The sequence below is a fragment of the Methylomonas sp. Kb3 genome, assembly GCF_002834115.1.
Classification (GTDB): Bacteria; Pseudomonadota; Gammaproteobacteria; order Methylococcales; family Methylomonadaceae; genus Methylomonas; species Methylomonas defluvii.
On sequence record NZ_PIZT01000009.1, the window covers coordinates 44,933 to 65,390 of the forward strand.

Genomic DNA, 20,458 nt, shown 5'->3' on the forward strand with positions numbered 1-20,458 from the left:
ATCAGTCCGCTCCGAACAATCCGCCGCCTTCGTGGCTGTCTTTGCCAAGTAACAGCGGTCCGTTGACGGCGACTGCAAAACTTAGACAGAGACGGGCTTTGATGCCGCCTTTGGGGCCTTGGCGCATACTCAAAATTTCCACCTTGGGTTCGGGTAAACCACGGCGAAGGCATTCGTTAACCGCATCGGCGCGTATGGTTTCGTCCGCTTGAGCTAACGTTTTAGGGCAGCGGGTGGGCCGATAGGCAGAGATACTTTTCCAGCGTCTTACCGAACCCATCAGTGGATCGTTTTGGTTAGGCCTGTCGCCCTGCATTTGCAAGTCGAAAACTCCCAACGCACCGGCCCGAACAGTCGTCAATCGGCTAACCACCCTTTCGAAGCGTTCCCGCTCGGTGCTCGCCGGTTTGGCGTTGCGGTCGGCCTCCCAAGGAGCCACGACCAGCAAACGGTCCAGCAAACCGTCGCCATCGTTGTCATGCGCCGCTAAAAAAATATGCCGGTGATTCCCGGAGCGGGCAGTGGAACCGTCCTTTTCATGACCGGAGATTAGGCGGCTTGCTTGCCCGAACAATTGCCGATCCAAGCTCATCAACGCTCTACGAACGGCTTGCAGCATGTCCGACCGACTTTGCAGCGTCGGTCGATTGCTTGGATTGATGCCAAAGCTTATAACCGAACGATGCGACTCGGCCGCTGGCCGCAGTAAACCGAGTCCAACATAGCGTCCGTTACCGATGACCAGCGGGCCGGCCACCTGCTCGGGAAACACCAGCTCCAGATGATAAAGCCGAGAGCGATCGAAGCGCTGGAACGCAAAATCCTCGGCCAAGGTGCCGGTGCTGTCGAAAGGTTCGCGTTGAATTCTTAGGATTTGCGCCGGCGCGGTAATGCCGCAATGCCGCAACGCTTGACGAGCGGCGTGATGCAATTGGCTTTGTTTCAAAACCCGCTCGGCGCCGGATTGGGCTGTAAGACTCTGTTCAAGCGGCAGGACAACCGGCGTCACGGTTCGCCAAACATGCGCTGCTTTTTGCTTGCCTATACCGTAGTAGTCAAGCATTTTGCGGTCGATGGATTTTACTAATGAGGTGAGGATTTCCCCGGTTTCCAGATCGACTTCCAGCGGCAAGCCGGCGAATGCCCATTCAACGTCAGCCAATTGCAGCGGGCAATCGGCCGGCACTTCGACCAACACCCGGCGAATGTCGGGTTGAGTGTGTTCATGACCTATCGACGGCAACGGAATCACGCGAATGCGCAAGGCTTTGTCCGCGTCGTTAGCGCCAATGCCGGCCAAGTGACGTTCGGAGTACTCCGGAAAATGCGGCTTCAAACGATTTTTTGCCAGTTCTATCAAACGCTGGGTTAGTCGGCCCGCATCGGTTAGAGCTTGCGCGGTCAACGCACCTTTTTCATTTTGAATGTCGAATAACAGCAACGACGATGGGCAGTTATAGCCGGTGGGCTGGAATATCGGTAGCGGCGGCTTGTGAAATTCGCCGTTGCGCAGTCGTTTTAATTGGCCTTGGTAACGGGTTAACAAGGAATCGAACGATTGGCCGGGAATCGGACAATCCAGCGTATCACTGACGCCTTGCGGCGTAGGTCTAAACACCGGACCGGCATGTTGAACAATGATTTGTTTGGCTTGATCGGCAGTGAGTTGCTCCGCCCAGGCAAACGCCATATCGACGCCACGACCAAGCTGATACAGGCGTTCGCTTAGTTCAGCCAGTGTTTGTGCTTCCTCGGCTGGCTCGGGAAAGAACCACACGTAATGCAACGGCTGTTGGCTCTCGAACAGCCAAGGCTTGGCTAGCTTGGCATCGCGCTTTTTCGCGGCCGCCGCCAAATTGCCTTGTTGCGCATCGGCGCCGTTACGCGGTACGTAATAAGTGGTCAATGCCGATTGCTGGTAAGTTGGACTCAGTACCACCGGCGGCGGCAATTGTTCCAACCAGCGCAACGCCGCTGCCTCCGCGTCGGAAACGGTGCGGCCGGTAAAAGCCGCCGCGACTAAGGCCTGAAACAACCTGAAGGGCGACGGCGGCCAAGTGCCGTTTCCGTGATAGCGGTCATCCAACAAGCGAACGGAAATAAGCAAGGCTTGATCGTTCATGGCTTAGTCTCCGGCATCGCTGTCCGCTTCTTCTTTTTTCGCGAGTAATTCCTTGGCTTTTTTGATGTTGAATTGGTAGGTCTTTTCCGGTTGTTCGATGCCGAAGTTAGCCGCCGCTTGCTCCGCGTAATCTTTAATCAGCAAGCGTTCTTGATCCGCCGACAAGCTATAAAACTGCGAAGCGCCGCGTCTGGCCACCGCTTCCCAAATGTCCGCGTCATCGGCGCAACGCAACAAACAGCCTTCGCGCAAATACAGTTCGGTTTCGGCCGTCGCGGCGACCAGTGCCAAGCCGAGCAAATAGCGTTTTAGTTGCCGGGTGGATTCTTCGCTGTCGCCTTTGATCGATTGCAAGGCAATCAGGTTGATGGTGACCTGGCGGGTAATGGGGCCACGGGCAATAATGCCGCCTAGTGTCCTCGCGTCATCGTTGAAATGTCCGTCTCTGGTCAATTTAGGTAAATTGGTTTTGCGGAAAACGGCAGGCACGTCGTTATAGCCTTTATCAGATAATTTCATTTTTTGTTTTTTTGCTTCTTCAGAGAGCGCCTTTTTTTGGTTGTCGTCTAATAACTTCCAAACACTGTTGTACTGCGAAGCATTGTGTAAGACTTCCACATCCTCGGCACGGATAATGGAGCGAATCAAGCGCGGACGTTTGACTTGGGTGCCTCTGGAATCCCAGGCGCCGAAGACCAACGAAGTCGGCGCCAGTTTTGCCAGTGGCACGGCGTTATGCGTTCGTAACAGGGTTTTAAACGCCTCGTCGATTTCGCCGGCCAATTTGTCGGTGGACCTGACCACGGCATCACCGGCCCGGTGCGCCAGTTCCAGAATCGAAACCTTGCGTTCCGGGTCGTCCTTGTTGCCCAAGTTGATTTCAATTTGCGGCACCAACTGTTTGTACTCTTCATCCATAAAGACCGGTTCGCTGCGGTTGGCCTGCGAAGGTACAGAGTCGATTTGCGCGACTTTAGTGCCGTCCGACAAGGTGTCTATCGAGTAACCAATATCGGCGTAGGTGGGCGGAAAAATCACGCCACCTTCGCCGTCCACCGGCAACAGTTTTTGCTTGAGTATCAATGCCACCGGGCCTTTGGGATTGTCCGCCCATTGGTCGATGATGTCGTGGCTGAGTGCTTGGGTTTGGCTCATGGCGTATTCTCCTGAATGGCGTAACAGACGATTTTGTTTTTGCCCGACAAATCGAGCGCGAATTGGTATTGACGCTTGCGCGCCATAGGCAGTTGCCCGCTCAAAGCAGGCCGAGCCAATTGTGGTGGCAACCAGTCGTTCCAAACGGCATAGCGGTATTGGCGTAGCGACAGCTCAAATGGACGAGCGTTTTGTAGCCCCCATGCCGCCATTAACTCGACGACTGGCGAAGCAACAACTTTTTGCTCCAGCTCTTTAACGCTTTTCAGATCGTTAATCGAGTAACCGACATCCAGGCCCATCCATGCGCCTCTCGGGTCGAAATTGAAACTGCCGCCCATGCTGCACAGCACATTGAGCGGATCGAGTAACAGTGCGTCGTGCCTCGTGTTCCAGAGCGTGGTAATTTCCCGCAACATGTCGTTGGCGATTTTCTGCGCGCTACGATTGCCGGCATACAACTTGAAGGTTTCATCCACGCCGCCATCGGCCCAATGGCTTAACAAAGCACTATGCCCCGTTGCGTCTCGTAACAGGATCGGTAGCGAAGTTGCGTCGGCCTCAAGCGCGGGAAAGGTATCGGCAATCGTGAATTCGGTTATTTTGCTTGGCACCAGCCAATCCCGGGGCGCAATGGCAATGGCTTTGGCATCGACCAAAAAAGCAAGCACGTCGGTAAATGGATTCTCCGAAATTTCCGTTCTCAACTGAAACTGTGTACCGGTTGCCGGTTGCCAATCGAAACGCGCTTCGGTATAGCCCAACAAGGCTTCGGATGCCTCCAAAAAACCCATGCATGCCAACACTTGGCCGGGGTTGGTCAAATCAACCGGTATTGCGTAAATACTCATGCCTTGCCCTCCATTTCCGCTTGTTCGTCGCTGATTTGCGAGGCGCGATGATCGGCGGCACGAAACACCGCTTCCCACCAGGCCAAGCCCCATGGCCCCCATTGTCGTTGCAGGCGGGCAAAACGTAGCGCCGCTTGTTGCGCCCGTTCGGCCAAAACCGACGGCGGCGCGCCCGGATCGACCGGCGCAATCACCGGGCAGGCGTATCCGTGATGGGAGGCGATCAGATGCAGGGCTAAATCCTGTAACTCGGCAGGTAGCTGGTTCAGTTCGGCATCGTTGGCGACATCCGCCAATGAACCGAATTCGTGCCGATAGCCTGCTAGCAGGCGCGGATTGCCACCGCCCAAGGTTTTAGCGTAGGGGCGGCCGTCTTGCGGCGCATTCATCGCGGTTTGCCAAAGGTCACGCTGTTTACCCAGGTCGTGGCGGCGCATGGCTGCGACGATCAAATCGACAAATTCCGTAGAGAGCGATAGGCCTTGAGCAATCGCCGCCATTTCCCGGCCCGCTAATTCGTGATGTTTCTCCAGGCTTTGTGTGAATCGCGAAACAGCCGGATCGCCCTGGCGTTGGGAATTGGCACCGCGATAAACCTGGATTCGCCAAATTTCCGCCGCATCGCTTTCCGTGTCGGTTTTGGCGATGAAACGGTAAACGGTATGCCAATCGGCGTTGTCCTGCTCTGCTTCGGCATCGTTTTGAATTCGATAACCAATGGTTGTTTGCAAGTCACCAGTCCACTGGTAGTCGAGTGTCGTTAACTCCTCGCTGTCGGCAGCGTCGTTTAGCAGGCCGTCTTTAAGGCCACCTAACCAGCGCGCGATGACGGCATGGCGATTTGTCAGCAATACTTTCAACTCGTCGGTGCTTTGTTCCGCTAGTTGCCGGAGCGTTAAGGCACTGTTACGCATCAATTCGCCGGATCGGTTAAGGACTATCAGTGCCGGCTTATCCGAATCCTGCTGGTTTTCCTTCAATAGTTTTTGCGCGCGTTTGAGCAGGGTTTTCATTGCCTCGCGAACTGGTATTTCGAGCGTTTCACTCAGATGAATCGGCGCGCTTTCGAAAAAGACTTCCACTTCAGCCGCATTCGGTAAGGTATCGCTTTCGCGCCAGGGTAAGCATTCGCGCCACGCCAGCGTGGTTTCAGGTTCATCGCTGGATTGCCAGCCGCGCAGCCAAGGTTGAATGTCCGGGCGAGCGCTATGCTGTTCCAACGAGGTCATTGACCACGCATCGACTACAGCGCGGGTTAACGAAGGTCGCAAAGGTTCTTCCGAAAGCGCACGATTTAATTCGTCAACGGGGATGGCATTTTTTAACGCGACAATTGCACCTGGGCTGGCATCAGCTTCTAATCGCTTTATGACGCCAAGTTGCGCCTGGTAACTTTGAAATGCTTTGGTCGATTGTTGGTAAGCGGCGAGTTGCTGCGCGTAATCTTCTTGCGCTTTCAAATAGTCTTTTTGTGCCTTCTCGAAGGCTTTTTGGTCTTGTTTGTATTGCTTCAGCAGCGTTTTATCGGCGTTTTCCGGCGGAATTGCAGGCGGTTGCGGCTCGATTAAATCCGGATTTAGCGGGCGCTTGATGTTGGGCTGTTTCGGCGGTACGGCAATCACCTTGATTTGCGCCTGCTTCTCGCCGCGCCGATTGACCCGGCCAAACCGCTGCACCATGCGCTCATAAGCCACCAAATCGCACACCATGTGATCGGCATCCAGATCGATGCCGACTTCGCCGGCGGAAGTCGCGATTAAAAAGGCGACGGTATCGGGTGGAGCTTGATCTCCGGCTAGGAAGCCCTTGGCCGTCAGCCAATTGGCCAAAGTTCGCCGTTCTTCCACCCGGCAGCCGCCAACCAGCAGATTGGTTTGGTGATTAGCTTTGTCTTGCTTGATGCGCTTATCCAGATCGTCCTTGATTTTTTGAGCGTGTTCCCGTTTGTGGCAAAAAATCAAAATCCGCTTGCCGCTGTCTTTGAGTTGCCAAGCGCTTTCGCTTAGCAGCTCCGGCAATGGATCGCCTTCGTTTCCGATTTCGAGAGAAAGTTCTTTTTTGGCATTTAAACGTTTGACGACTTCGCTGTCGGTGTAGTCTTCGTCTTCCAAGCCAAAGGCCTGATTGTCGGTTCGTTTGCCTGTGGCCGACAGCGACAAGCATTTAAAAGGCGGAATCAAAGACTGCTTACCGTCGATTGGATGTAGCGTTTTATCGGCACCAATGCTCTGCAACAAGGCTTGGAACGGCAAACAAAGATGCGCTTCATCCAACACGCACAAACTATCGGCGCCCAGAAAGCCGGCATGGTAGCGGCGCATGTTGCGCGAGACGCCATAGCCTTCGAACAGCAAGCGCGAGCCTATCATGTCGATGGTGCCGACGATGATCGCCGGCTTGGTCGGATCGGCCAACCATTGGCGGTTGTCGGCGAATTGACCGCGCAAAGTCGAGACGGCTAGGGGTTCTTTTTCACCTAGACCAAGCCATGCCTTTAGTTCCGGCAATTGTTTTAGTTTTCTTGTAAGTCCTCGGCAACTTTTGTGGCCTGATCGACCACCACCCGCCGGTCAACCACATAAATCAGCCGCTTGGGCAATGCCGGATTAACGGCTCGCGCCAACAACCACAAAATCATGACCGAGGTTTTACCTAAGCCGGTCGGTAAATCCAGAGCCTCCCGCAAACGGTTTTCAGTCAATTCGCGAAATAACCGGCGTTGCCAGCGCAACATCGGAAAGTTGGTTATTTCTTGAAAATACGTCTCTAATTTTTCGTCAATAGCCATACCGTACCTAGTTTGGTGGTTAATGCGTGGGTGCTCTGCGTTCTAACTTACAACGTCTCGGTCTCAAAACCCGATACCGAGAATTTTTATTTTTTAAGTTAATGCCTATGAGGCCGTGGCACCTAAGTGCCACGGAAAATAAATCAGAGACTGAAGGGATAAAAATCTCTGCTCTTGCTTCAATGAGGCCCAAGGCAAGAACCTCCTTGCATAAATCCTGGGGCAGTAGATGATTCAGAACTGAATCAAAGAATGGCTATTTGAGCTTGACCGAAATATTTATCTCGATTTCGTCATTGCCAGAGCTGGTTTTGGGATTGCCTTTCAACTTCTCGAAGATGAAGTCCATAAGAAAATCCAAAGCTTTTTTGAACACGTAATCCTCCGGTACTTGAGTGGGTTCGTGTGAGATGATAGGTCAAGATAACGATAAATGCAAAAATAGTTCAAGAGAAAAGATTTTTAAAAATATATATCCTTCAACCTCGCTATCTCGTTAACCACCAACTCCCGCAAAAACCCCGGCTCCACTACCTCCACCTCGGCGCCGTATTTCAAAATATCCATCAGTAGCTCTTCGTGACGGTTGAAGGGGATGCGCAGTTGGTAGCGGCCGTCGGTTAGCCACTCGGATTCTTGTTGGCTGTGCCAGGTTTCGTCGGCGACCCAGCGGCCGGCTTTGGCGGAGAAATTGAGGATGGCGGTGTGTTTGGGCGTGCCGGCGAAGATGCCGTAGGAGGAGCCAAAATGTTGTTGCAGCGTGGCCGGGTCCAGCAGTTGCGCCGGTTCGCCGCTGGCGGTTGCCGATCTGATGCGGTCCAGCGCGAAGGTACGCGGTTCGTTGCGTTGGTGGCAGTAGGCGTCGAGGTACCAGTTGTCTTTATACAAAACCAGGTTTTGCGGCGATACCGGTCTTTCGCTGGTTTGGTCGTCGCTGCGGGCGTGATACTGGATAATTAGCCGGTGTTGATTGAACAGGGCTTGGACCAGCGTTAGAAACAAGTCGTCGTTGCGGCTGCGGTAGGCTTGACTGAGGATTTTGATGCGGCCCAATTGCGGGGTCTTAACGCCCGGCGAGCGGTCCAGCAGTTTTTGCAGATGGTCGCGGAGTTGGCCGATTTCATTTTGCAATAAGCCCGGCGCCAGGTTGCCGAGCAGGTGTTGGCAAGCGATCAGGGCTTGCAGCTCTTCGGCGGTGAGCCAGATGCCGGGCAGTTCGAACGGGTGGCGCGGGTCGTCGCGGTCGTAGTAGTAACCGCCGGCGCTGCGGTCGCAGACCAGCGGCGCGTTCAAACGGTCGCGTAAGTCGTCCACCAAGCGCTGACGGGTGGCTTTTGAGCAACCTAGTTCTTTGTCTATTTCCGGTCCGGAAATGGGTGTGCGGCGGCTTTTCAGCAAGCCGTGGAGTTTGACGATTTTGTCGAGGTGATGCATGGCGGAAATCTCTATCCCTGATGATTTGTCGCTAACAGCTTAGACCAGTTTTTCAAGCGTGACCGGGCTGACCTTTACGGGCCGGACTGAGTTTGCCAAAACCTATAAAGCCAGCCTCATGATGACACTTTTACCCGCTAAACTTGGCAAGGTGATGCCTTGTCTTACCAGCCTTGCTTAAGACAGGCAAAAACTGCCATTGCCCTTTGGGAGATGCCGGTGATAATGGGCTCAACAAAGCTTTAACCTTACTTTACGTTCCTGACTCCAGCCCGCTTGCATATGAGGAAGGCAATTCAACGGCGCCCGCCTAACATGCTGGCCGCGGGCTGAACGCTCGTTAAAACTGCAGTCTATGACCGATTGAAACCATGGAAAACTCGACTTTATTGAACCGTTCGAAAAAAACCTCACTGCCGGAACATTCGGTGCTTTTACCGATGATGCAGTTGATTTGGCGGCCGCTGGCGACGCTGGCCGGAATTCATAAGCAATACGGCGAGCTGGTGTTGGGACGGCTGTTGGGCAGATATATTCTGTTCGTCTGCGACCCGGAATATATAGAGCAGATTTTCAATCTGGAGGGCAAAGGCCAGTTGAACCGAAATTTTCTTTATGGCGCCAAGAAATCGCTGTTCGGGAACGGCTTGGTCAATAGCGAAAGCCAGGTTTGGAGTAAACAGCGCCGCTTGATGCAACCGTTGTTTACCAAGGACACGGTTAAAAACTATGAGTTGATCATGGTCGAAGAAGCGGCGGCGATGGCGGAAGAGTTGAAAAAGGCGGCGTCCGGCCAAGTTGATTTAAGCACGGAAATAAAGCGGCTGATTCAGCGGATTTTTATCCGTATCCTGCTGGGCAAGTCCGTGGATCAGCTAAGCAACGGCGCGGAGCTGATCAAGGTGATCGAAATCATCTGTCAGGAGTTGCCGGTACAGTTGGGCAGCGAAATTGTGCTTGGCCGCCGTTTGAAACGCTTCATCCCGCTAAAATCCAAGCGTTATCTGGCCGCCGTGAACTATCTGCAAACCTTTATCGGTGCGGAAATTGCGCAGACGCGGACGAATCCGGGACAAAGTCTGATATCGCAGTTAATGCAAGCCAGCGACCGCAGTACCGGTTACACGATGCCCGACAATTTGCTGCAAGACGAAGCCGTCAATCTGTTCTTCGCCGGCCAGGAAACCACCATCAATACCTTGGTATGGTTTTTTTATTTAACCGGCAGGCACCCGGAGGTACGCGACAAGATCGCCGCCGAAATCCGCAGCTTGCCGAACGAAACCTTAAGCGCCGCGCACTTGGGCCAGCTGAGTTATACCAAAGCCGCGTTGAACGAAACCCTGCGCCTGTATCCGCCCACGTCGGCGCTGTCCACGCAAACCATTCAGGACATAGAGCTGGGCGATTACGCGATTCCCGCCGGCACCATCGTGTTATTGAGCATGCACACCACTCACCATAGCGCCCGGCTTTGGGACAGCCCGGACGCTTTTAATCCCGACAGATTTCTGGAAACCGCGACGCCCGGCGGACACAAATACGCCTTTTTTCCGTTCGGCGGCGGTTTGCATAATTGTATAGGGCGTCATTTTGCCGAGCTGGAAATGCTGTTGGTCATAGCCAGTTTTTTCAAGGCATTTACCTTCGAAACCGACATTTCCGTCAAAGAAGCCTTCAGCGTTACGTTGAAACCGGACCGTCCGGTTGTTGGCAGAGTGGAACCAATTGGTTAAGCTTACGGTCTGCGCTGACGGTTATAGCTAGTCGGCGTCGCACGGGCCGACTAGACGGCCTTTTTACGTAACAGGGAGCGTCATGAAACAGACCATTAGTTTTGTCACACTAGGCGTAGCCGATTTGGCTAGAAGCCGACGTTTTTATAAGGCGCTGGGTTGGCAAGAATCCTCCGGCAGCCAGCAGGAAGTGGCATTCTTCCAGGTGGGGAGCCTGGCATTTGCGTTGTTCGGCCGCGAAGCTTTAGCAGACGATGCGATGGTATCGGCCGATGGCTCAGGTTTTCCCGGATTTTCGCTGGCTCACAACGTCGCATCGGCAAAAGAAGTTGACGCGACCTTGCTTGAAGCGGTTTCGGCGGGAGGTAAGCTGGTTCGTCCGGGCGAAAAAGCGGCTTGGGGCGGCTTCAGGGGTTATTTTTCCGACCCCGACGGCTTTCTCTGGGAAGTTTGTTTCAATCCTTTTTTTCCAATCGACCAACACGGTTTTGTGCAACTGCCGAACTAAACCAAGATTCCAATAACCCGTCTTGCACTGGCGTTATATCAGTTGCTCGGGCGTTATTGAGCAAAAACTGCAACCATTAATATTCAATAGTGGCCGATAAGGCCGGATAATCACATCAAAATGAAATTTAGAGTTTTTCTGCAAAGACTATCTCATCCTCGCGTTAGAAGACGATTAAAAATCGGCCTGTCCGTTTGGGGCGTGGCTATTGTCATTAGCCTGATTGCCAAACTGGCTTACGATATTGGTTATTTTAAAGCGCAATCGTTAATAAACGATAAAAACTCGGCAACCCCTAATATCACCCAGATACTAACCATAGAATCGGCTCAGCGCATAGTATCCGGGGCTTTAAAAGAAGATCCTGATTATCCAAAGACCATTGTGACGCAGGTTATTGATAACAACCAAAAGCTGGCGACTATTATTGTCGAAAATAATAAGCAAAGAAAAATAGGCTGGATTATCGATATGCGCTTATTTTTTACCGGCGATTTATTTAATGACAACGGCTATAACTTAACCGAATCTATTGAGCATCAGCATAATATCAGTAGAGGCGAAAACTGATTATTAATCCGGCCCAGGCCAGTATCGTCGCTCCCGCGCAGGCGGGAGCACAGCGGCTATACCGGATCGCGGCGTGGTCCAAAGGCTCCGGACTGCAAAGTCCTAGTTAATCCATTTGCGCAAAGACTGGTTATCCAAGCCGCCAAACAGGCTGTTGAGAGCCGCCTGACAAACTGCTACCATCGGCGGACAATATCCTCATTGATCTATCTCAGCGCGATATTCTCTTTGCTTCCAAACAAAATCTCAGCGGATTTAAGGACCTAAACATGCCGATTATTGCGTACCAATCCCTTAACTCTAACTCCAGTTCCGAGCACGGTATCAGCGCCTCCAATTCTCAGTACTTCACGAGAATGACACATGAGCATATGGCGCAAAATTCGGCCCCTTGGAATCTGGTTCTGCCGACCGCGCCCGATATTTCGCCGGACATTCCGGTACAAGGTCCGGCCGAATTGCGTTCGACAGCGTCGTCCGGATACATGGATAAAGGCCAACACAGCAACGACAGTTTTTCGAGTATGGTTGCCAATAAGGTCCGGCAAATTTACCAAAACCTGATACGCGCTTTCGGCGGCGCCGATTTACTGGTGTGCGGCGAACTGGACAGCAGCCATTCGGACTGGACATCCCTGCATAGTAACGCCGGGCAATTGATTCATACATCCTCGCCTGCCAAGGCTTGTAATTGCTTTAGCGTCCATTCCACTAAAGATGCGGCCAACAAGTTTCTGGGCGAAGGCGACGGTTGGCTGGCGATAGCGTGTTACAACATCATCGTGGTATTCGTACACGTGCCAAATTCCATCGCCAAAGATGAAAATAGCCTGATGAGCTATTACCAAAAAATTAACAGCGTGGTGATTCAAGCCGGACTGGGGCCGATTGACGTGGTAATGGGCGATACGAATCAGCCGACCAACGATTTTACCGCCAGAGTGCTTAGCCGAGCGTTGGGCATCAAATTTAGCGACGCCCACCCCGGTGACAGCATAAATCCCTTCGACTCGCATCAACGCAGCTTTGAAGGCACTAACAGCACGGCCACTAAAAAATACGATGTAGCCGTTTTTAACACCACTAGCCTGAAACTGGCGGAAGTCGTCTACCTCTCACAATCGACGCCGGTGAGCGGCGGCGGCAGATATACAGCGGCTGTTACCGATCACATGGGTATCGGTTTAAGGATAGAAAAATAATCGGCATTTCCTATAGTTACATCGCGGACAGGTCTCTAGCGTTGCTACCTAGCCGCGCAAATGTCCATCCCCATACGCCACCCACTTGTAGGTGGTGAGTTCATCTGGTCCAACCGGGCCGCGGACGTGGAGTTTATCGGTGCTGATACCGACCACCGAACCCAAGCCGTAATCGCCACCGCCCGATAATCTGGTCGAGGCGTTAATCATCACCGACGCCGAATCCACCTGTTCCTCAAACTGCCGAGCCAGGCTTAGGCTTTGCGTGACGATGCCGTCGGTATGGCCGGAACCGTAGCGGTTGATATGGTCTATGGCTTGTTGAATGCCGTCCACGACCTTCACCGACAGTATCGGCGCCAGGTATTCGCTATGCCAGTCTTCTTCCATCGCTGGAACAACACCGGGCAACAGCTTTTGGGTTTGTTCGCAGCCGCGCAGTTCGATGCGGTTTTCGGCAAATGCGGTGTGCAGCAACGGCAACAGTTGTGCGGCGCATGCACTGTCCACCAGCAAGGTTTCCAGTGCGTTACAGACTTGCACACTTTGGCATTTGGAATTGACCGCCAGCGCGACGGCTTGCTCCGGATCGGCATCGGCGGCGAGATACAGGTGGCAAATGCCGTCGTAATGCTTGATGACCGGAATCCGCGTGCCTTCGGCGATGCGCTTGATCAAGCCTTTGCCGCCGCGCGGAATCAGCACGTCGATATATTCGTCCATTTTCAGCAACTCGCCCACCGCTTCGTGGCCGGGGGTGCGGATGATCTGTATCGCATGTTCCGGCAGACCAGCCGCGACCGCGCCGGCTATCATCGCATCGGTGAGTATCGCGTTGGTTTGCAAGGCTTCCGAACCACCGCGCAAAATCACCGCATTACCGCTTTTGATGCACACCCCGGCGGCATCGGTGGTGACGTTGGGGCGCGATTCGTAAATGATGCCGATCACGCCGAGCGGCACCGATTTTTTGTAAACCCGCAGCCCGGCCGGATTGGTATGCCCGGTCAGTATCCGGTTTAACGGGTCCGGCAATTGCGCCACTTTTTTCAGGCGCGACAGCATGTAATCAAAGGTTTTGTCGTCTATCGTCAGGCGCTTGACCATCGCCTCCGACTGCCCTTCGTCGCGGGCTTTGACGATTTCCTGGGCGTTGACCTCCAGCACCTTCTGCCTGACCGAGTCCAGCGCTTCGGCCATTTTCGCCAGTGCCAGATTGCGCGCCGATTCCGAGGCTGATGCTAATTGGCGCGATGCGACGCGGCTTTGTTGGGCGATGGTTTGGATGGTGTTGGTAGTCATGTTTTTTAAGGAAAATTGTTTTTCAAACTGCTGATATTGATCGGTTTTATCTGACGCAGGAATATTAACCAGGCCTTTAAATACCGTGCGATGGATATTGATTACCACATCTATTCATTAACAACTAATCTAGATAAACTAGATATTCAACATATTCCAGAGAATACAAGTCGTCAAAAAATTGTTGCAGATTTTCCATGTACTTTTTTGCAGTTTTATTCCGCTGTTTTTGAATATGCAAAGTGATGCTTTTGTCGGTAACCTCTTGAAACCACAGCTCAAGATAACCGCGATGCCCCCAGTCATCCTCACCAATCTCATTTGTATTCTCCGGCATAATCCCAAGATCACTGCATAAACGCTTAACTTGCAGAAAATCGGACTGCTTGAAAAATACTTTGAGAATATAAATTTTTGGTTCAAGAGGTTTCATTTATTTCTGTCCTAAAGATATTCCTTTTTCGCAAGCTGCTCCAGCTGAATGCGTCGCTCATCCTCAAAATCATCATTTCGGCATACCCAAGGGCACGCGGGGAATGTCGAAATCCAAATGGCATGGATAGCTAGAAGCTTACCATCTATGGCAATGAATGCCCTCTTCCCAGTAAGTAGGGTGAATTAAGAAACGCACCAATCGCGATCAATGCGGTACACCGTGTTTACCGCATCCTACTGACCACAGCAATTACCAATCTTGATATTCATTCGAAATATTCCAATCTATTCTCAATTCTCGCATGGCCTTTTCTACTGTTGTAGGTAGTCTATTTTCACGGATCACGAGTCTCAAAAATCGTTCGATCAAATATTTGCGAGGTAAAGGTGTTTCGTTACATGAGAGAACAGACCTTAGAGTGCGAGCCATTCCCTTAAGGTCTTTCAGGTCTGTACATTCATCAAGCGGGAAACAGATTGGGTTATCAAATTCAACTTTGACCTCGCTGTTCGAGACAAATAGCTTTTTATCTAAAGTATCAAGCCAAGCTTCGTGATCGTCTAATCCTTGCCTCATAGAATGTTGCTCTGACAAATGGCTGAAGGAGATTAGTATATCCGCCCAAATCGATAGAGTTATAGTTTCGTGTGATCCTAAGGGCGAACTGCTTCAACATATACCAGTCGATCAAATAAGAGTCGTAAAAGACCGGATCGGTTCGATATCCAAAGTACCAGCCCAACCTCATCCAAAACCACTTTAAAAGCCAAATGCTTTATCATTGGGCCAGGACACGTACGGAACTCGCATAATTACAATGAATAACACTCCGCAGCCCACCGCCAAACCTTTGATATCACCCGTCATTTTATTCGCCGCCACGCTGTTTATCAGCGCCACACTGATGTTCGTGTTGCAGCCAATGTTCGGCAAGCTATTGCTACCGCTGCTGGGCGGCACGCCGGCGGTGTGGAACACGTGCATGGTGTTTTACCAAACGCTGCTGTTTCTAGGCTACTTGTATGCGCATTGGTTGAGTTCGCGGTTGGGCAGTCAACGGCAGATACAGATTCACACCGCCTTGCTGGTTTTCAGCGTGATCGCACTACCCGTGGCGCTGCCGCAGGATGCCGCACCACCCACCGAAGGCGACCCTACCTTATGGCTGGTGTGGACCTTGTTTCTGGCTATCGGCCTACCGTTCTTCGTGGTATCCACCACTGCGCCTTTGTTGCAAAAGTGGTTTTCGCATAGCGGCCACCACAGCAGCGACGACCCTTATTACTTATACGCCGCTAGCAATGCCGGCAGCCTGTTGGCTTTATTGAGCTATCCCTTTTTGATAGAGCCGAATTTGGGTTTGGCGAACCAAAGACTGATTTGGAGCGGCGGCTATATTGGCCTCTGCGCGTTAATTGTCGTTTGCGCGCTCAGCTTCTGGCGCAGCCAAGCCGAGAACGCAGACGACGAAGTGCTAAGCGATGCCGGCATCGAGCCGCCATCGACGCTAGAGCAGTTGCGCTGGCTGGCGCTGGCTTTCGTACCGTCCAGCTTGCTACTGGGCTTGACGCAGTTCATCAGCACCGACATCGCCGCCGTACCCTTGCTGTGGATAGTGCCGCTGACCTTGTATTTGCTGACCTTCATCCTGGTATTCAGTACCTGGGCCGAGCGTATCCGACCCTGGATGCTGGCTGCACAACCGGCAGTATTGACGGTATTCATCGCATATTCCTTCATTAATCCGGCCACATTGCCCTACTGGCTGGATTTGATCCTGCATTTGCTGGCCTTCTTCCTGGCGGTGATGGTCTGCCACGGCGAACTGGCTAAAAGCCGGCCGCATCCGCAATATCTGACCCGCTTTTATCTGGTGATGTCTTTCGCCGGCATGTTGGGCGGTTTGTTCAATACTTTCGTCGCACCGTTTATCTTTAACGCGGTTTACGAATATCCGATCATGATCGTCGCCGCCTTGCTGTTGCGCCCCGGTTTTTTCAACGGCCGTTGGTTTTTGCAGCCGATTTTCCCGATGTTGTTATTAATCACCGGCCTGACTATTTACTTCACTAGCCACCAGCTATTCGACTACCTGGACTTGATCGGCGGCGCGCTAATTCTGCTGGCCGGTGTGAGTTATTCGCTACGGCATAGCCCCATCGGTTTGGGCGCGTTGACCGGGGTGATTTTGTTGTTCACGCTGGGCTTGCACAGCATGGCCTCTAACACTATTTATCAGGAACGCAGCTTCTTCGGCGTGATGTCGGTCCGAGATACCGTCATCCCCGATGAAAACCAACGGCCGGAAACCGTCCGCGAGCTGTATCACGGTACCACCAAACATGGCGCACAGCGCCTGACCGCCGCCAACGTCACCACGCCGTTAACCTACTACAGTCGCCCCGGACCCATCGGCCAGCTGTTTGCCGAATTTGACGGCGAAAACCAGCATTGGCATATCGGCGCGGTGGGCCTGGGTGCCGGCGCACTGGCCTGCTATAACAAGGAAGGCCAATTGTGGAAATTCTATGAAATCGACCCGCTGGTGGTGGAAGTGGCGCAAAACCCGGACTGGTTTACCTACCTAAGCCGCTGCAACAAGCACGCGGAAATGATCGTCGGCGACGCCCGGCAATCGCTGCTGAAGGAAGCCGACGGCAGCTTCGATTTATTGATCATGGACGCCTTCAGCTCGGATGCCGTACCCACGCATCTGCTGACGCGCGAGGCTTTGCAGCTATACTTTAGCAAGCTGAAAGACAACGGTTTACTGGCTTTTCATATCACCAACCGCCATCTGGCGCTAAAAAAAGTCATGGCCGACCACGTCAACCAATTGCATTTGGCGGCCTTGTTGCAGGAATTTAAACCGGAAACCGATGTCCCTCTGGTCATCGCTACCGACTGGGTAGTGATAGCAAAACAGCCCGAGCGCCTGCAACGCTTGCAGCAAAGCCGGCTCGGGCATTGGCAGAAACTACCGCTGACCTTCGGTCTGCAGCCTTGGACCGACGACTTCACTCATATTATTGGCATTTGGAAATAGGATAGTACATGCTCATTACGGACCTTGCCCAGCGTTGCGACGCCACCGCTCAGGGCGGCGACTCGACAACCTTTATTAATTCCGCGGCCGACATCATGTCCGCCCTACCCCATCAAATTACCGTCCTCAGCGACGGCAAATACAAAAAATATTTAAAAGACTCCAAGGCCTCGGCCTGCTTCATCACTGAACAACTGATAGACGGCGAAATTCCGGAAAACCTGACACTGCTAGTTTGTAAAGACCCGGAGATCAGCTTTTTAAATGCGGTTAAGTTGCTACATCCGGAACCGGTGTTTAAACGCCAGGTGTCGGAACATGCGGTTTTGGCGGACACCTCCACGCTGGGTTATGACGTACACGTCGGGCCATTCGCCACTGTCGGCCAACAAAGCAGTATCGGCGACAGCAGCACCATCGAGGCCGGCGCCCGCATCGGCAATCATGTGATGATCGGCAAACACTGCCATATCCATCCAAACGCTGTGATCTATGACCACAGCATCATAGGTAATAACGTGATCATTCATGCCGGGGCGGTAATCGGTGCCGACGGCTTTGGCTATAAATTCAGAGACAACCAGCACGTCAAAGTGCCGCACGTCGGCTACGTGGAAATTGCCGACAATGTCGAGATCGGCGCCAACACCTGCATCGATCGCGGCGCACTGGGTGCCACCAAAATCGGCTGGGGTAGCAAGATCGACAATTTGGTGCAATTGGGACACAACAATATCGTTGGCCGCAATGTGATTATCTGCGGCCAGTCCGGCATCTCCGGCTCTTGCACCATCGAAGACGGCGCGATTCTAGCCGGCAGCACCGGTGTAGCAGACCACGTCAAAATCGGTGCGCGGGCGGTAGTGATGGCCCGCAGCGGCATCTCCGGCGACATCGACCCCGGCGCGCAAGTGTTCGGCAGCCCGGCCAAGGATCGCAAAGTGGCTTGGAAAGAATTGGCCGCTTTGGCCAAATTGCCGGAGATGCTGCAAAAATTTAAGGCGCTGGAAGCTCGGGTGCTCAAACTGGAAGAGTAAGCAGGTTTGTAGGGGCGCTTTAAATCGCCCAAAGCGCATCAATTCGCCCCTACAACTTGGCACATTTCTATACCACTCAACAGGACAGAATCATGAACGACAAACAGCGGGTCGCGGAACACGCGGTACAACATGTCAAACCGGGCATGATAGTGGGACTGGGCACCGGTTCCACCGCCAATTTTTTCATCGAAGCACTGGCGCGTCGGCAAAATGAGGAAGGCCTGCAGTTCAAGGTGGTTTCCAGTTCAGTAGTCAGCGCCAACAAAGCCAAACAACTGGGCTTGTCCTTGCTCGGCATGGAACATATCGACGGATTGGATTTGTATGTCGACGGTGCCGACGAAGTAGCGCCCGACCTGACTTTGCTGAAAGGCCGCGGTTACGACCTGGTGCGAGAAAAATTGCTGGCCAAGGCCGCCGATCAGTTTCTGGTATTGATTGATGCCAGCAAGAAGGTCAATCGCATCGGTGAGAAACTCCCTATTCCGATAGAAGTCAGCCCATTTGCCTGGCGGCTGGTGCAGCGCAGTGTTGCGGCGATTGGCGGCCACGGCTCGTTGCGGCAAACGGCTAATCAAGACGGATTGGTGGTTACCTCTCACGGCAGCCTGGTGCTGGATGTAGCCTTCGCATCCAATCCGGACGGCAAAACCCTGAACGAGCAGCTGAATGCCATTCCGGGCATTGTCGAACACGGCATTTTCTGCGGCCTGACCCGCGCAGTATTCTGCGGTCAAGACGGCCAAGTCGAAGAGCAGTGGGCCTAGTGCCTGCGAACAGACGACAGCCACCCCAAGCAATGCCGCCGAATGGGCAGGTTCTCACCCATTCGGCGGTTTACCCTCACGTTACGAAATAAAACGTCAAACTAAAAACCCCGGTTGCCGTGGAAATCAGCCGCACTTTATTCAGCAAAGGCAGCGACAGCCAGTAATAATGGCATTCGGTTTTTCGGCGTTCCCAAGTCAACCGCAAACACTCTACACACTTGCGGTAAAGGCGCGGCATAAGCCGCCATAAGCCGTACAACAACAAACCGGCGATCAATAACAGAATATAGAACGTGACGATCTGGCTACCGTGCCGGGAGGTATGAAATAGGTGTTCAACCGTGTGCTCTATGCCTAGCTCGAACCATTCGTACAGAAAATGCAGTAGCTCGAAACACAGATGCAGAACATTCATAAACAAATCAATCACCATGTCATACATGGCGATGGATAGCGCGATCAGCCCCACGATAACCAAGTCAAGATGGTCTTTAATCATCTCAATTCTCCAGGATTTGTGAATAACAAACGCAACCTGGCCGGTTAGCGCTCTTCCATGGCCATTTGCCTGTGGTATTCCGCCATTTGCCTGCTTTCTTTAGCGGCCATCTCCAAATCTCTGACCATCGCGTCAGCCCGCGCCTTCAAATCCTGAATGCGTTTTCCATACTTCCAGGGTTTGGCTATATATTGATCCAGCATTTCCCGCTCTTCCTGGGCATCCGCATCCAGCGTTTTAGCGACATCTTCGTAATGATCGGCAAGACGTATATGCGCATCTCGGGTATCAGCGGTCTGTACCGCTTTTGCCCAACTTTGCGGCTTGGGGCCAGACTCTGTCGCACAAGCAGACAGCAATCCGACGGCAATCAGTAGCGATGCTAAGTGTTTAGTTTTCATTGATGGTCTCCTTTCTTATTATTTGTGATCACAATGTTTTCTAATGCAATGTGCTGTTTTTACAATCACTCTTAACCAACTCCCTGATTCGGCAAAGGTACGGAGGGAATAAAAAAGTTAGAAACTCCATTCGCCCTTTTGCCGATGCAATTGATCCATCTTCATCGACGCTTGCTCAAAGGATTGCAGCATATCGTCGGAATGCGGAGTAAGCGTTGCGGCAACTCGGTTAAGCTGCGGCGTCGAAGACGCGCTGTCAGCAGCCGTTGTGGATGACGCCACAGCGGATAAGACAGTCTTCACACCAACAGCATGGGGATACTCGGCATTTTCCCTAGTTGCACAAGCGGACATCAGCAAACTAACGCTGATTAAATACGCGGCACTTATCCGTGCAGCGCTTTTTCCCGAAGCTAATGGAATAAACATGAATTGCGGCTCCTGTTGTTATCTGGCCTGACCCAGTTTTGATTTTTGAAAATGCCCCTTCACACATCATTAAGATAGCGAATCGCTACCTTAATAGCAACACCATTGCCTTTCTTCCTATCAGTTAGCCATTGCAAACGCCGCTTTTTTGTTTAAAAAGCAGCCGTAA

At 52.6% G+C, this 20,458-nt stretch carries 19 protein-coding genes; 7 read left to right on the forward strand and 12 right to left on the reverse strand.

Going from position 1 to position 20,458, the window contains the following annotated elements:
• Position 1 precedes the first annotated feature (1 nt).
• From csb2 to CWO84_RS07155, 6 genes are all read right to left on the reverse strand, one after another.
• A complete protein-coding gene (gene csb2, locus CWO84_RS07130; protein ID WP_101052169.1) occupies positions 2–2,122 on the reverse strand; it encodes a type I-U CRISPR-associated protein Csb2 in 2,121 nt (706 codons plus the stop codon).
• Positions 2,123–2,125: 3 nt separating this feature from the next.
• Entirely contained in the window at positions 2,126–3,277 is a 1,152-nt protein-coding gene (cas7u, locus tag CWO84_RS07135) for a type I-U CRISPR-associated RAMP protein Csb1/Cas7u (protein ID WP_101052170.1), read from the reverse strand.
• The gene (gene cas8c / locus CWO84_RS07140) at positions 3,274–4,128 is read right to left on the reverse strand and encodes a type I-U CRISPR-associated protein Cas8c (protein ID WP_165786280.1); all 855 of its coding nucleotides are present in this window, start codon (positions 4,126–4,128) and stop codon (positions 3,274–3,276) included. Before cas8c ends, cas7u begins: the two co-directional genes overlap by 4 nt.
• Positions 4,125–6,635, reverse strand: coding sequence for a type I-U CRISPR-associated helicase/endonuclease Cas3 (gene cas3u / locus CWO84_RS07145; RefSeq protein WP_101052172.1), 2,511 nt, complete (start codon positions 6,633–6,635; stop codon positions 4,125–4,127). The genes cas8c and cas3u overlap by 4 nt, the downstream gene beginning before the upstream one ends.
• Before the next feature lie 5 nt (positions 6,636–6,640).
• Entirely contained in the window at positions 6,641–6,916 is a 276-nt protein-coding gene (locus CWO84_RS07150) for a DEAD/DEAH box helicase family protein (protein ID WP_101052173.1), read from the reverse strand.
• A gap of 462 nt (positions 6,917–7,378) precedes the next feature.
• A complete protein-coding gene (locus tag CWO84_RS07155) occupies positions 7,379–8,350 on the reverse strand; it encodes a WYL domain-containing protein (protein WP_101052174.1) in 972 nt (323 codons plus the stop codon).
• Between the two features lie 371 nt (positions 8,351–8,721).
• Here CWO84_RS07155 and CWO84_RS07160 point away from each other — a divergent pair, with 371 nt between their 5' ends.
• From CWO84_RS07160 to CWO84_RS07175, 4 genes are all read left to right on the forward strand, one after another.
• Entirely contained in the window at positions 8,722–10,086 is a 1,365-nt protein-coding gene (locus CWO84_RS07160; RefSeq protein ID WP_101052175.1) for a cytochrome P450, read from the forward strand.
• Between the two features lie 82 nt (positions 10,087–10,168).
• Positions 10,169–10,594: a VOC family protein gene (locus CWO84_RS07165; RefSeq protein WP_101052176.1), complete on the forward strand. Its 426-nt coding sequence runs from the start codon at positions 10,169–10,171 to the stop codon at positions 10,592–10,594.
• A gap of 120 nt (positions 10,595–10,714) precedes the next feature.
• Positions 10,715–11,164, forward strand: a complete 450-nt coding sequence (locus CWO84_RS07170; RefSeq protein ID WP_165786281.1) for a hypothetical protein — start codon at positions 10,715–10,717, stop codon at positions 11,162–11,164.
• A 269-nt stretch (positions 11,165–11,433) separates the two neighbouring features.
• On the forward strand, positions 11,434–12,366 hold the full coding sequence (locus CWO84_RS07175; RefSeq protein WP_240617990.1) for a hypothetical protein: 933 nt from the start codon (positions 11,434–11,436) through the stop codon (positions 12,364–12,366).
• Positions 12,367–12,414: 48 nt separating this feature from the next.
• Here the strand turns inward: CWO84_RS07175 and CWO84_RS07180 are convergent, their stop codons facing one another.
• The 3 genes from CWO84_RS07180 to CWO84_RS07190 all read right to left on the reverse strand — a co-directional run bounded on the left by CWO84_RS07180 (position 12,415) and on the right by CWO84_RS07190 (position 14,680).
• Complete coding sequence (locus CWO84_RS07180; protein ID WP_101052200.1) at positions 12,415–13,668, reverse strand: glutamate-5-semialdehyde dehydrogenase; 1,254 nt, start codon at positions 13,666–13,668, stop codon at positions 12,415–12,417.
• A gap of 124 nt (positions 13,669–13,792) precedes the next feature.
• Positions 13,793–14,101, reverse strand: coding sequence for a hypothetical protein (locus CWO84_RS07185; protein WP_033157073.1), 309 nt, complete (start codon positions 14,099–14,101; stop codon positions 13,793–13,795).
• Between the two features lie 252 nt (positions 14,102–14,353).
• Positions 14,354–14,680: a hypothetical protein gene (locus CWO84_RS07190; protein ID WP_033157074.1), complete on the reverse strand. Its 327-nt coding sequence runs from the start codon at positions 14,678–14,680 to the stop codon at positions 14,354–14,356.
• Between the two features lie 241 nt (positions 14,681–14,921).
• On the opposite strand from CWO84_RS07190, the gene CWO84_RS07195 reads away from it, so the two are divergent.
• The 3 genes from CWO84_RS07195 to rpiA all read left to right on the forward strand — a co-directional run bounded on the left by CWO84_RS07195 (position 14,922) and on the right by rpiA (position 18,957).
• Positions 14,922–17,150: a fused MFS/spermidine synthase gene (locus CWO84_RS07195; RefSeq protein WP_101052178.1), complete on the forward strand. Its 2,229-nt coding sequence runs from the start codon at positions 14,922–14,924 to the stop codon at positions 17,148–17,150.
• An 8-nt stretch (positions 17,151–17,158) separates the two neighbouring features.
• Positions 17,159–18,187, forward strand: coding sequence for a UDP-3-O-(3-hydroxymyristoyl)glucosamine N-acyltransferase (gene lpxD / locus CWO84_RS07200; RefSeq protein ID WP_101052179.1), 1,029 nt, complete (start codon positions 17,159–17,161; stop codon positions 18,185–18,187).
• A gap of 92 nt (positions 18,188–18,279) precedes the next feature.
• The gene (rpiA, locus tag CWO84_RS07205) at positions 18,280–18,957 is read left to right on the forward strand and encodes a ribose-5-phosphate isomerase RpiA (protein WP_101052180.1); all 678 of its coding nucleotides are present in this window, start codon (positions 18,280–18,282) and stop codon (positions 18,955–18,957) included.
• A 76-nt stretch (positions 18,958–19,033) separates the two neighbouring features.
• Here rpiA and CWO84_RS07210 read toward each other — a convergent pair whose 3' ends face one another.
• From CWO84_RS07210 to CWO84_RS07220, 3 genes are all read right to left on the reverse strand, one after another.
• On the reverse strand, positions 19,034–19,459 hold the full coding sequence (locus tag CWO84_RS07210; protein WP_101052181.1) for a hypothetical protein: 426 nt from the start codon (positions 19,457–19,459) through the stop codon (positions 19,034–19,036).
• A 44-nt stretch (positions 19,460–19,503) separates the two neighbouring features.
• Positions 19,504–19,860: a hypothetical protein gene (locus CWO84_RS07215; RefSeq protein ID WP_051670067.1), complete on the reverse strand. Its 357-nt coding sequence runs from the start codon at positions 19,858–19,860 to the stop codon at positions 19,504–19,506.
• A gap of 117 nt (positions 19,861–19,977) precedes the next feature.
• Positions 19,978–20,289, reverse strand: a complete 312-nt coding sequence (locus tag CWO84_RS07220) for a hypothetical protein (protein WP_101052182.1) — start codon at positions 20,287–20,289, stop codon at positions 19,978–19,980.
• Positions 20,290–20,458 lie beyond the last annotated feature (169 nt).

Excerpts from the sequence above, each read along its gene's own strand:
- CWO84_RS07165 (WP_101052176.1), top strand. The coding sequence starts at position 10,169 with ATGAAACAGACCATTAGTTTTGTCACACTAGGCGTAGCCGATTTGGCT.
- CWO84_RS07155 (WP_101052174.1), bottom strand. The coding sequence starts at position 8,350 with ATGCATCACCTCGACAAAATCGTCAAACTCCACGGCTTGCTGAAAAGC.
- CWO84_RS07220 (WP_101052182.1), bottom strand. The coding sequence starts at position 20,289 with ATGTTTATTCCATTAGCTTCGGGAAAAAGCGCTGCACGGATAAGTGCC.
- CWO84_RS07190 (WP_033157074.1), bottom strand. The coding sequence starts at position 14,680 with ATGAGGCAAGGATTAGACGATCACGAAGCTTGGCTTGATACTTTAGAT.
- CWO84_RS07180 (WP_101052200.1), bottom strand. The coding sequence starts at position 13,668 with ATGACTACCAACACCATCCAAACCATCGCCCAACAAAGCCGCGTCGCA.
- rpiA (WP_101052180.1), top strand. The coding sequence starts at position 18,280 with ATGAACGACAAACAGCGGGTCGCGGAACACGCGGTACAACATGTCAAA.
- CWO84_RS07150 (WP_101052173.1), bottom strand. The coding sequence starts at position 6,916 with ATGGCTATTGACGAAAAATTAGAGACGTATTTTCAAGAAATAACCAAC.
- CWO84_RS07160 (WP_101052175.1), top strand. The coding sequence starts at position 8,722 with ATGGAAAACTCGACTTTATTGAACCGTTCGAAAAAAACCTCACTGCCG.
- csb2 (WP_101052169.1), bottom strand. The coding sequence starts at position 2,122 with ATGAACGATCAAGCCTTGCTTATTTCCGTTCGCTTGTTGGATGACCGC.
- CWO84_RS07195 (WP_101052178.1), top strand. The coding sequence starts at position 14,922 with ATGAATAACACTCCGCAGCCCACCGCCAAACCTTTGATATCACCCGTC.
- CWO84_RS07175 (WP_240617990.1), top strand. The coding sequence starts at position 11,434 with ATGCCGATTATTGCGTACCAATCCCTTAACTCTAACTCCAGTTCCGAG.
- CWO84_RS07185 (WP_033157073.1), bottom strand. The coding sequence starts at position 14,101 with ATGAAACCTCTTGAACCAAAAATTTATATTCTCAAAGTATTTTTCAAG.
- cas7u (WP_101052170.1), bottom strand. The coding sequence starts at position 3,277 with ATGAGCCAAACCCAAGCACTCAGCCACGACATCATCGACCAATGGGCG.
- CWO84_RS07170 (WP_165786281.1), top strand. The coding sequence starts at position 10,715 with ATGAAATTTAGAGTTTTTCTGCAAAGACTATCTCATCCTCGCGTTAGA.
- lpxD (WP_101052179.1), top strand. The coding sequence starts at position 17,159 with ATGCTCATTACGGACCTTGCCCAGCGTTGCGACGCCACCGCTCAGGGC.
- CWO84_RS07210 (WP_101052181.1), bottom strand. The coding sequence starts at position 19,459 with ATGATTAAAGACCATCTTGACTTGGTTATCGTGGGGCTGATCGCGCTA.
- cas8c (WP_165786280.1), bottom strand. The coding sequence starts at position 4,128 with ATGAGTATTTACGCAATACCGGTTGATTTGACCAACCCCGGCCAAGTG.
- CWO84_RS07215 (WP_051670067.1), bottom strand. The coding sequence starts at position 19,860 with ATGAAAACTAAACACTTAGCATCGCTACTGATTGCCGTCGGATTGCTG.